An 11,383-nucleotide genomic window follows, 5' to 3' on the forward strand; every position below is an offset into this window, starting at 1 on the left:
CAGCGTTCTGGGCGCCCGCCGGCGCCCCCACGGGCTTGTCGCTGTGGTTCTGGTCCATCGGTCTGACCTCCGGTTGCGGTGACCTCTACCGCAGCCGGCTGTCTCATCGAACCGTGCCGCACCCCACCCAAGCGCGCTGAGCTTGCGCCGGCACTATGACGAGTTGCCGATGCCGGTGGCCATCATGGCGGGGAAAGGTGACAAGGTGGTCTTCGCGCGTCAGGCCAAATGGCCGCACGCCCGCATCCCGGGCAGCACCCTGCGGATCATAGAGGGCGTGGGGCACATGGTGCACCACGCCGTGCCACGGCAGGTCGCGGAAGCGGTCCGACAGGTCGTGGGAGCGCCCGCCGGAGCACTCGCCGTGGGAGGCGGGCCGCTCCGGGCTGTTCCCGAGAGATCAACGCGTGCCGCCTAGAACTTCACCTTCCGGGAATGGCGGCGGGCTGGTCCCAGCCAGCAGGGCCGCTCGTGCCGCCGCCAAGATAGCGCCGCCGCCCCGCTCCGGCCGCAGCACGAAGAGGAGCAAGGACCGGCCGGTGACCATGTAGGGATGGCCGAACTCGAAGGGCTCCGGCTCCTCCAACTCCGGCTGGTTGGTGTCTACCAGTAGCAGCCAGCGCTGGCCGGCCGGCGGCTCCGGCAGTGAGAACTCCACCACGTCATGGTGCGCGTTCAGCACCAGGAGCATGGTGGCATCCGAGGCTGGGCGGCGGATGCCACTGGCCTGCGCTCGGCCGTCGAGCAGCACGCCAAAGCAGCGCGTGTTCGGGTCGGCCCAATGCTCCTGGTCCATTTCGGTGCCGGAAGGCGTCACCCAGGTCGCGTCCTTGACGCCGAGTTCCTCGTTCACCGTGCCGGTTAGGAAGCGGCCGCGGCGCAGCACGGGGAAGCCTTGACGCAAGGCGATCAGCTTGCGGGCAAAGGCGGCGAGGCCGCGGCCTGCCTCGTCGGTGCCGGTCCAATCCACCCAGTTCAGCGCGTTGTCCTGGCAGTAGGTGTTGTTGTTGCCCTGCTGGGTGCGGCCAAACTCGTCCCCAGCCAGCAGCATCGGCGTGCCTTGGGAGAGCAGCAGGGTGGCGAGGAGGTTGCGCTTTTGCCGCTCGCGCAGCGCCAGGATCTCCGGATCGTCGGTCGGCCCCTCGACGCCGCAATTCCAGGACAGGTTGTGCGAATGGCCGTCGCGGTTGTCCTCGCCATTCGCCTCGTTGTGCTTCTCGTCGTAGGAGACGAGGTCGTTCAGCGTGAAGCCGTCATGCGCGGCGATGAAGTTCACGCTGGCCCAGGGCTTGCGGCCGCGGCGGTCGAACTTGTCGCCGGAGGCGGTCAGGCGGGCGGCGAGTTCCGCCGCCTGGCCTTCGTCGCCCTTCCAGAAGGCGCGGACGGTGTCGCGGAAGCGATCGTTCCACTCCGCCCAGCCGGGCGGGAAGCCGCCGACCTGGTAGCCGCCGGGACCGATATCCCAGGGCTCGGCGATCAGCTTGGCGCGCGACAGCACCGGGTCCTGTCGGCAGGTGTCGAGGAAGCCGCCGCCCTCGTCGAAGCCGTGGGTCTCGCGACCGAGAATGGTGGCGAGGTCGAAGCGGAAGCCGTCGACCCGCATCTCGGTCGCCCAATACCGGAGACTGTCCGTGACCAGTTGCAGCACCCGCGGGTGCGACAGGTTGAAGGTATTCCCGGTGCCGGTGTCGTTGATATAATAGCGGGGCGTGTCGGGCAGCAGCCGGTAGTAGCTGGCGTTGTCGATGCCCTTGAAGGACAGGGTCGGGCCCTTCTCGTTGCCCTCGGCGGTATGGTTGTAGACGACGTCGAGGATGACCTCGAGCCCGGCATCGTGCAGCCGCGCCACCATCTCCTTGAACTCGGAGAAGGCGAAGGACTGGTTGTGAGCGTAGCGCCGGGCCGGGGCGAAGAAGCTGAGCGTGTTGTAGCCCCAGTAGTTGGTCAGCCCCTTGTCCAGCAGCAGGCTGTCGTTGACGAAGCTATGGATTGGCAGCAACTCCACCGACGTCACGCCGAGCCCACGCAAGTAGGCGACCACCTCGGCCGAGGCGAGACCCTCATAGGTGCCGCGCAGGTCCTCCGGCAGGCCGGGATGCAGCTTGGTGAAGCCCTTCACATGGGTTTCGTAGAAGATCGTCCGCTCCCACGGCACCGAGGGGCTGCGCTCGCGGCCCCAGGTGAAGGCGGGGTCGATCACCCGGCAGCGCGGCATGCGGCCGCTGCTGTCGCGGGTGTCGAAGGTAAGGTCGTCGCCGGTCTCGAGTTGGTAGCCGAACAGCTCCGGCCCCCAGGTCAGCTCGCCGACGATCGCCCGGGCATAGGGGTCGAGCAGCAGCTTGTTGGGATTGAAACGGTGGCCTTCCTCCGGCGCATAGGGGCCGTGCACCCGGTAGCCGTAGATCGTGCCGGGCCGGGCGTCCGGCATGTAACCGTGCCAGACCTCGTCGGTGTATTCGGGCAGTTCCAGGCGTTCCAGCTCGCGCTCCCCGGCATCGTCGAACAGGCAGAGCTCGACCTTGGTCGCATTCGCCGAGAACAGCGCGAAATTCACCCCCAGCCCGTCCCAGTTGGCGCCCAGCGGAAAGGGCGAGCCTTCCCGGATGCGTGATCGCCGCATCACCTGCGGCGCTGCTGTCGCGACCCGCGCGTCCATTTTGCCAAACCCTTCCTGATTAGCCGCAGCTGAACAGAGGCAGGGCGCGCCGGTTTTCGATTAGGGTTCCTTTTTCTCCCGGACGCCGAGGCGGTTGGTAAGGATTATTCCTGCCGCTGTTCCGGAACATCGGGGGCGGATTGCTGTTTGGCCGGCTCCGCATCAGCCTCGCAGGTCCACCGTGCCATCCTCCTCCGGCCGCATTTCCGAGAACGAAATCACTCCGTCCGATTCGGTCGCAGCTTGGTCCACAGGGTTGGAAGCCATGGCTCTGGCTGTCCTGCCGGATTTCCTGCTGCAGCAGCGTTGGTACCCCGCAAAGGATGCGGGCCGGCCAACGGTCACGCTTTCGGCGCTACTGCCCTTCCCGGTGCCTGGCATGCCGGCGGCGATCGCCGCTTGGCGGGTCACGCCGCCCGGGCAAGCGCCGCTGCATCTCTTCGTACCCCTCGCGCTGGTTCGAGCCGAAACAGCCAACGCCGCGCAGGTCATCTGCGCACCCCCGTCGGAGGAGGGCGAAGAGGCCGAAGAGCTGCGACTGGTCGAGGCCTTCTCAGTGGACGCCTTTGTCCGCTTCTGGATGGAGATCCTGCTGCGCGACGGGGCGGCCTCTACCACCGGACGGCTCCGCACCGGGCGAACGGAGCAGCTTGCGCGCGCTGGGCTCGAACCCGGCGGAGACTGGGCCATTCGCCGGGGCAGCGCCGAGCAGTCGAACACCTCCATCCGCATCGGCGAGGGCGCGATCCTGAAGGTGATCCGCAAGCTGGAGGAAGGCGTCCACCCGGAGCTCGAGGTCGGCCGCTTTCTCACCGGTGAGGCCGGCTTCGCCGCGACCCCGGCGATGCTCGGCTGGATTGAGCTGGACGGCGCTACCGGCGCCGGCGCCGTCACCCTCTCGGTCCTACAGGCTTTCGTGCCCAACACGGGAGATGGCTGGTCCTGGGTACTTGACCGGCTGGCGCGGCCCGAGAGCCATGAGGAAGCCACCGTATGGCTAGACCGGCTTGGCCGGCGGACGGCGGAGATGCACCGTGCCTTCGCCACTGACACGGCCGACCCGGCTTTCCGGCCGGAGCCGGTGGCCTTAGAGGACCGGGAGGCCTGGGTCGGCGCGGCCGAAGCGATGGCGCGCCGCGCGCTGGATGGGCTGGCGACGGCGCGGGAGCGGCTGGGGCCGGAGGCGCGCGGCCTTGCCAAGGACCTACTTGCCCGTGGCGACGCCCTGATCCAGCGGCTACGGACGGCGCTGGCGCAGGCGCCGGATTTCGCCAAGACCCGGCACCACGGCGACTACCATCTCGGCCAGGTGCTGGTCGCGGATGGTGACGCGGTGATTGTCGACTTCGAAGGCGAGCCGATGCGGCCTCTCGAGGAACGACGCGCCAAACATGCGGCGCTGCGTGACGTCGCCGGTATGCTCCGGTCACTGGCCTATGCCGCCGCCGCAGCAGCACGCGCCTTGCCGGAGAAAGAGCAGGACGCGACATACGGACACCTCTTGGCCTGGGAAAAGGCGGCCTCGCGCGCTTACCTCGACGCCTATTTGGAAGCGGCGCGCGGCAGCGTCTTCCTTCCGGCGGATCGTGTGGCGGCCGAGCGCGTGCTGCGCTTCTTCATGCTGGAAAAAGCGCTCTACGAGGTGGTCTACGAACTGGCGAACCGGCCGGACTGGGTCGCCATCCCACTGCGCGGCGTACTCGCCCTACTGGGTGCGGAGGCCGGAGGCACGGTGCAGCGCGCGCACCGGATGCCTTTCGGCGCCGAGGTGCTGCCGGACGAGCGGGTGCGCTTTCGGCTCTGGGCGCCGTCGCACAAGGAGATTGGCCTGGAGCTGGACGGTGCGGAGCCGGTAACGATGCAGTCCGCCGGTGACGGCTGGCATGAGCTGATTACAGACCATGCGCGCCCCGGCACGCGCTACCGTTTCGCCCTGCCGGACGGGCTGCGCGTGCCCGACCCGGCCTCCCGCCACCAGCCCGAAGACGTGCACGGGCCGAGCGAAGTGATCGACCCCGCTGCCCATGCTTGGCGCGATACGGATTGGCGCGGCCGCCCGTGGGAGGAGGCGGTCATCTATGAGTTGCACATCGGCGCTTTCACGCCCGAGGGCACCTTCCGCGCCACCATCAACCGGCTCGACCATTTGGTCTCACTGGGCGTCACGGCCATCCAGATCATGCCGGTCGCGGATTTCCCGGGCCGATGGAACTGGGGCTACGACGGCGTGCTCCCCTACGCACCCGACGCCAGCTATGGTCGCCCGGAGGACCTGAAAGCGCTGGTGGAGGCGGCGCATGAGCGCGGCCTGATGGTCATGCTCGACGTCGTCTATAACCACTTCGGGCCGGAGGGGAACTACCTCCACGCCATCGCCTGTGAAGCCTTCACCGACCGGCACAAAACGCCCTGGGGTGCCGCCATCAACATGGACGGGCCTGACAGCAGCCCGGTCCGCGCATACTTCATCAACAACGCTCTCTACTGGATCGAGGAGTTCCATCTCGACGGGCTGCGGCTGGATGCGGTGCACGCCATCCTGGACGACAGCCCGAAGCACCTGCTCGAGGAGATGGCCGAGCACGTCCACGCCGCGGTACCGGACCGGCCTGTCCACTTGGTGCTAGAGAATGAGGAGAACCAGGCGAGCCGGTTGGTGCGCGGCGAGGACGGCCGGCCCCGCTGGTACACCGCGCAGTGGAACGACGACGCGCACCACGTGCTGCACGTGGCGGCGAGTGGCGAGGCCAAGGCCTACTACGCCGACTATCACGGCGACACGGAAAAGCTCGGCCGCGCCCTGGCAGAGGGCTTCGCCTTCCAGGGCGAGCAGATGCCCTATCGCGGCCATGCGCGCGGCGAACCGAGCGGAACCCTGCCGCCCACCGCTTTCGTCGCCTTCATCCAAAACCATGATCAAGTCGGCAATCGCGCCTTCGGCGACCGTCTGACCCACTTTGCCGTGGCCGAGGCGGTACGTGCGGTGGCCGCCACCTACCTGCTGCTGCCGCAGGTGCCGATGCTCTTCATGGGCGAGGAATTGGCGGCAGCGCAGACTTTCCCCTTCTTCGCCGATTTTGGGCCCGAGCTGGCCGCGGCGGTGCGCAAGGGGCGGCGCGAGGAGTTCGCCCGCTTCCCCGAGTTCCAGGATCCGGCGACGCGCGAGCGCATTCCCGACCCAACGGCGGAGGAGACCTTTGCCTCCGCCAAGCTACGCTGGGAAGACGTCAACCGGCCGGAGCATGCGGGCTGGCTCGAATGGTACCGCCGCGCGATCGCGGCGCGCCATGCCGAGATCGTGCCGCGCCTTGCCGGTATCGGTGCCGGCGGGCGCTACCAGGTCATCGGCGAGGGAGCGGTGGTGGTGCGCTGGCTGCTCGACGGGGGTGGCACACTCACGCTCGCGGCCAACCTGTCCGGTGTGCAGGTGGAAGGCTTTCCCGCCGCGGCGAGCCGGGTGATCTGGCGAGAGGGCAAGCCGGGCGAGGGGGGCGAGTTCGGCCCCTGGTCCGTGCGATGGACCATTGAGGAGGGTTCTGGCAGCGGCGCACTGGACCAACTTGCCGAGCGTATGGGGATCGAGCCCGAATTCCGCAACGCACGCGGCGACATGGTGCGCGCCTCTCCGGAGACAAAGCGCAGCCTGCTCGCCGCCATGGGCGTCGAGGCACCGGACGAGGAGGCAGCGCGCGCGGCTCTGGAGGCGTTGCAGGAGGCCGAGTGGACGCGCCCCTTGCCGCCGATCGTGGTGCTGCGCGCCGGGGCCGAGCCCCTCGCCGTCAGGCTCACTCTGCCGGCCGGCACCGGCGAGCTTGCCTGGCGCCTCGCGTTGGAGGAGGGCGGCAACGTGACCGGTCGGGCAGATTTCGGCAGCCTGACTTTGCTGGCCGAGCGCGAGGTCGAGGGCAGCAGACTGGAGTGCCGCCGCTTGGTGCTGGAGGGCGACATTCCGCTCGGCTATCACCACCTCTCCCTCAATCCCGGCGGTGCGGCGACCACCCTGGTCGTCTCCCCCGGGCGCTGCTGGCTGCCGGAGGCGATCGCAGACGGGCGGCGGCTATGGGGCATCGCGGCACAGCTCTACTTGCTGCGTTCGGCAACCGATTGGGGCATCGGCGACTTCGGCGACCTGCGCAGCCTGGTGGAGCTGGCCGCCGCCCGCGGTGCCGATGTGATCGGCCTCAACCCGCTGCACGCCATGTTCACCGATAACCCGGAGCACGCCAGCCCCTACTCGCCGGCCAGCCGGCTGCTGCTGAACATCCTGAACATTGACGTCATGGCGGTGCCTGAGCTGCTGGACTGCCCGGACACGCGGGAGCTGATCGCCTCCGATGAGTTCCGTGCCGACCTGGAGGCCTGCCGAGCCAAGCCGCTGGTGGACTATGCCGAGGTCACGGCCGTCAAACTCTCGATGTTGGAGATGCTGTTTGAACGCTGCCGCACCGCTACTGATCAGACGCGCTGGCAGGCCTTCGAGGCGTTTCGGCGCGAGCGGGGCGAGGTGTTGGAACGGAACTGTCTGTTCCTGGCGCTGCGCGAGCACTTCGCCGGGCGCGACCCAACACATGCGGACTGGCATGCTTGGCCGGAAGAGTACCGCGACCCTCACTCCCCTGCTGTCGCAGCATTTGCCGAGGAGAACCGTCGCCGCCTCGACTTCCTCATCTGGCAGCAGTGGGTTGCCGATCAACAACTCTGCGCCGCCGCGGCGGCCGCAGCGGACCGCCGAATGGCGGTCGGCCTCTACCGCGACCTCGCGGTTGGCGCCGACCGTGCAGGTGCCGAGACCTGGGCAGATGCCGCCGCGGTTGTCTCCAGGGCGCAGGTCGGGGCGCCGCCCGACATCTACAACCCCGCCGGTCAGGACTGGGGTCTGCCACCCTTCCACCCCCGTGCTCTGCGGGAGGAGGGGTACCGGAGCTTCATCGAGCTGGTCCGCGCCAATATGCGCCATGCCGGCGGCCTGCGGATCGACCACGTCATGGGGTTGCAGCACCTTTACTGGGTGCCGCAAGGGCAGACGCCGGCGACCGGCGCCTATGTTGCCTATCCTATGGAGGACATGATCGGCATCCTCGCGCTCGAAAGCCACCGCCAGCGCTGCTTGGTGGTCGGCGAGGATCTCGGCACCGTGCCGGAAGGCTTCCGGGAGCGCATGGCGGAGGCGAACATCCTCTCCTACCGCGTGCTCTTCTTCGAGCAGGATAGCGACACGGGCGCCTTTCTGCCGCCCGAGGTCTATCCGGACCTCGCCCTCGCCGTCCTTGGCAGCCACGACCTGCCGACCCTGCGTGGCTGGTGGGAGGAGCGTGATATCGATCTGAGAGTGCGCCTCAACCTCTACCCGGAGCCGGAGGAAGCAGGGCGCCAGCGCGCGGCGCGGCAGCGCGACAAGGCGCAACTCCTGGCCGCTCTACGGCAGCAGGGGCTTCTGCCGGAGGATAAGGAACCCGACATTCCGCACCTTTCGTGTGCGGCGCATGCCTATCTGGCCCGTAGCCCCTCCGTTCTCGCCATGGCACAGATCGACGACCTGACCGATGAGGCCGATCCGGTGAACGTGCCAACTACCTCGGACGAGCATCCGAACTGGCGCCGCCGGCTCTCGATGACGCTGGAGGAACTCGCCTCCCGCCCGCGCTTCGTCGACATCGCCGAGATCTTCCGCGCCGAGCGCGGTGCCACCCATCCTGAAGGACCTATCGACAATGCCTGAGACCGGTCCGCCGCCGATCCCCCGCGCGACCTACCGTCTGCAGTTCCACGCGGGCTTCGGCTTTCGGGATGCGGCGGCACTGGCGCCCTACCTCAAGCGCCTCGGCGTCAGCCATGTCTATGCCTCGCCCTATCTGAAGGCACGCCCGGGCTCCTCCCATGGCTACGACATCGTGGACCACGGCGTGCTGAACCCCGAGCTGGGCAGTGAGGCCGAGTTCCGCGCCATGGCCGCGGCGTTCAAGGCGAATGGCCTCGGCCAGGTGCTCGACTTCGTGCCGAACCACATGGGCGTCGGCGGTGCCGACAATCCCTGGTGGCTCGACGTACTGGAATGGGGGCCGGACAGCGACTATGCGGGCTGGTTTGACATCGACTGGGATCCGGACCGGCGCTACCTCTACAACAAGCTGCTGGTGCCCTTCCTCGGTGACCAGTACGGCGCAGTGCTGGAAGCCGGCCAGCTCGAACTCCGCTTTGAGCCGGAGATGGGCGGCTTTGCCGTTTGGACCTACGGCACGCACAAGCTGCCGATTTGCCCCCTGCACTACGAACGCGTGCTGGGCGACGCGCATTCGGAGCTTGAGCGGCTGGGCGACGCCTTCTCCGGCCTGCCGAATTGGCGCCCACGGGTCGCCGCGCGCGCCCGCGACCTACAGGCTGAGCTCGCGGCGCTGGCGCGGGAACGCCAGGATGTGCGGGAGGCGGTGGACGACGCGGTCAGGCGGCTGAACGGCCAGCCCGGCAAGCTCGAGACCTGGCAGGCGCTGAACACGCTGATCCAGGACCAGCACTGGCGCGCCGCGCATTTCCGTGTCGCAGCCGACGACATCAACTACCGGCGCTTCTTCAACATCAACGAGTTGGCCGGCCTGCGCATGGAGCTGCCGGAGCTCTTCGATCACGCTCACCGCTTCGTCTTCTCCCTGCTGGAGGACGGCACGCTGGAGGGGCTCCGGATCGACCACATTGACGGGCTGCTGGACCCCAAGGGCTATTTGGAGCGCCTGCGGGAGGCGGCACCACGCCCCTTCTACCTAGTCGTCGAGAAGATCCTGTCGCGCCACGAAGCCCTCCGCGAGGATTGGCCGGTGCAGGGCACCACGGGCTACGAGTTCGCCAACCTCGTGCTCGGCCTGCTGGTGGACCCGGTCGGCGAGGAGGGCTTCACCCGGACCTACGCGGAGTTTATCCGCGGTGGTGAGCCCTTCGCGGAGATCGTGCGCGACTGCAAGCTGCGTATCATGCTGAACGAGATGGCGAGCGAGCTGAATGTGCTTGCCCGCGATGCGGCCCGCGTGGCGCGGCAGAACCCGCGCACCGCTGACTTTACGCGCAACATCCTGCAGCGCGCGCTGAAAGAGATCGTCGCCTGCTTTCCCGTCTACCGCACCTATGTGGACGGCACCGTGTCGCCGACCGAGGCCGATCGCCGCGACATCGACTGGGCCATCGCCCAGGCACGACGGAACGAGACGGATCTTGACCCGAGCGTTTTCGACTTTCTGCAACGCTTGCTGACCACCGACCTGGTGGCGGAGCCGCGCAGCGGCTTCAGCCGGCACAGCGTGGTGCGCCTTGCCATGCGGGTGCAGCAGTACAGTGGCCCGGTGATGGCCAAGGGCCTCGAAGACACCGCCTTCTACCGCTACAACCGTTTTGTCGCGCTGAACGAGGTAGGCGGGCACCCGGAGCATTTCGGCGTGCCGGTGCCAGCCTTCCACAAGGCGAATGCGCAGCGTGCCGCGCGATGGCCGCATGCCATGCTGGGGACCTCCACTCACGACACCAAGCGCGGCGAAGACACCCGGGCGCGGTTGGCCGTGCTGTCCGAGATGCCGGACGAGTGGGAACGGCAAGTCAATACCTGGAGCCGCCTTCTGCGGGCGCGACGCGGCGACGTGGAGGGCACCGCGCCGCCCGATCGCAACGACGAATACCTGTTCTACCAGCTGTTGCTCGGTGCTTGGCCGGCGGAGCTGACCGGCAGCGGTAAGCCTGAGACAGAGGCGCTGCATGGTTTCGCCGAGCGCATGGAAGGCGCCATGCTGAAGTCGATGCGCGAGGCCAAGCGCCATACCACCTGGGCCGCGCCGAACACGGCCTATGAGGAAGGGATGCTCGGCTTTGTCCGGGAGGCGCTCGACCCCTCCCGCTCCGGCACTTTCCTCGACGTCTTCCTGCCCTTTCAGGAACGCGTCGCGCACCTCGGCTTCCGCAACAGCCTGGTGCAGACGGCCCTCAAGCTAACCCTGCCCGGCATGCCCGACATCTACCAGGGCACCGAGCTTTGGGACCTCAGCCTGGTGGATCCTGATAACCGCCGGCCAGTGGATTACGGCCAGAGGACCGGTCTGCTGGAGGAGGTCTCCGCGGCCCTCACGCGCGACCGTGCTGGGACCACGGCCACGATGCTCGAAGAATGGCATGACGGGCGCCTCAAGCTGGCCTTGACCGCCACCCTGCTCGCCCATCGCCGCGAGCGTCCGGCGCTTTATGCGGAAGGTGCCTACGAGCCGGTCGCCGTCTCCGGGCCGAAAGCTGATCACCTATGCGCTTTTGCCCGCGGCCATGGAGAGGACGCACTGCTGGTCGTTGTCGCCCGTTTCCCGGCGCGGCTGGAGGCAGAGCCGGGCTGGGGCGACACCAAGCTGGCTTGGCCACAGGCGGCCGCCGGTGCGTCGCATTGGCGAGATCTGCTGTCCGGCCGGGTCGTGGAGCGCAGGGGCGATGCCGTTGCCGCTGGCATGCTGGTCGGGGAGCAGCCGGTCGTGGTACTTGCACCAGACAGTTGAGGGCGGTTGTAATGGCGCTCCGGTCAGCAGCGTGTGACCGAACGCTATTCGGACGTGCAGACCTATACGGCTACGGTGAGCGGCTGCCCTAAGGTCTGTTAGCTCCTGAGGTACATTCCTAACTGTTAGGGATGACGGAGAACCCTGGTATTCACGTTCTGAGCGACGCGCGGTGGGCGGCGTTGGAACCGCTGATCAACGAAGTCCGGCCGCA

The 11,383-nt window shown here is 67.9% G+C and carries 3 protein-coding genes; 2 read left to right on the top strand and 1 reads right to left on the bottom strand.

Translation table 11 applies throughout. The features are described from left to right. Positions 1–400 precede the first annotated feature (400 nt). Positions 401–2,656, bottom strand: coding sequence for a glycogen debranching protein GlgX (gene glgX / locus ACFQS7_RS30190; RefSeq protein ID WP_380070853.1), 2,256 nt, complete (start codon positions 2,654–2,656; stop codon positions 401–403). 181 nt (positions 2,657–2,837) lie between these two features. Here glgX and treZ point away from each other — a divergent pair, with 181 nt between their 5' ends. Continuing rightward, positions 2,838–8,375: a malto-oligosyltrehalose trehalohydrolase gene (gene treZ, locus ACFQS7_RS30195; RefSeq protein WP_380070854.1), complete on the top strand. Its 5,538-nt coding sequence runs from the start codon at positions 2,838–2,840 to the stop codon at positions 8,373–8,375. Continuing rightward, a complete protein-coding gene (gene treY / locus ACFQS7_RS30200) occupies positions 8,368–11,169 on the top strand; it encodes a malto-oligosyltrehalose synthase (RefSeq protein WP_380070855.1) in 2,802 nt (933 codons plus the stop codon). Before treZ ends, treY begins: the two co-directional genes overlap by 8 nt. Positions 11,170–11,383 lie beyond the last annotated feature (214 nt).

Source organism: Dankookia sp. GCM10030260, assembly GCF_042666655.1.
GTDB lineage: Bacteria > Pseudomonadota > Alphaproteobacteria > Acetobacterales > Acetobacteraceae > Paracraurococcus.